Source organism: Methylobacterium sp. WL18, from assembly GCF_008040015.1.
In the GTDB taxonomy this organism is placed as follows: domain Bacteria; phylum Pseudomonadota; class Alphaproteobacteria; order Rhizobiales; family Beijerinckiaceae; genus Methylobacterium; species Methylobacterium mesophilicum.
The window spans coordinates 1-722 of the sequence record NZ_VRVD01001168.1; the positions used below are offsets into that span (position 1 = coordinate 1).

The following is a 722-nucleotide window of genomic DNA, read 5'->3' on the forward strand; positions in this document are numbered from 1 at the left end:
ACGCCCTGCTGCCCGGTCCGCCGGGCCGCGGTGACCGCCGCCTCGTCGAAGCCGAGCAACCGGCCGAGGCGCTCCACCAGCGCCTCCTCGAACTCGTCCACGATGCCGTCCGCGGCGGCCACCGACCAGGCCATGGTCAGCAATTCCTGGCGCTCAGTGATGTTGGCCTCGTGCGGGATCATCTCGACGAGGCTCGCCACGTCGCGGGTCTCGGCATCGATCGCGGCGGCGCGCTCGATCAGCGCCCGGGCCGCGTCCGGCCCGTCGGCGTAGCGGCCCTGCACGATCCGGGACAGGCGGTCGCTCTCGGCGGGTGCCAGGATGCCGTCGACCCGGGCCACGTGCACGAGCAGGGCGGTCGCGGCGAGATGCGTGTCGTCCACCGGCTCGGAGGCGCCGACCCCGAGAGCCTCGGTCGCGTAGGCGCGCAGGCGTGCGATCAGGGACATGGCGGCTCCGGCGGTTCCTGACGGCACAGTTCGGTTCGCGGGGCGCCCCGTCAAGGACGCCGCACAACGTCGGCGCGAAGCGTGGCGCGGCTGCATCGCTTTCGGGCCGTCAGTCCCCCCGGGCGGCCCGGGTCGCCCCCGCGACCAGCGGGGCCAGGATCTCGTCCGCCGCCCGGACGATCGCCGGCCCGGCCTGCCCGGGCGTGCCGGCCCGGAACGGCGGCTCCGGGGCGTATTCGGCGACGAGTTGCGCGGTGCGGGCATAGTCGGGGC

The 722-nt window shown here is 75.5% G+C and carries 1 protein-coding gene and 1 pseudogene; both read right to left on the reverse strand.

What is annotated here, in order from left to right:
- Positions 1–449: TerB family tellurite resistance protein (locus tag FV228_RS31585; protein ID WP_147857958.1), on the reverse strand; the 449-nt coding region annotated here is incomplete at its 3' end.
- 109 nt (positions 450–558) lie between these two features.
- Positions 559–722: pseudogene (locus FV228_RS34635) on the reverse strand (DJ-1/PfpI family protein); the annotation flags it as partial.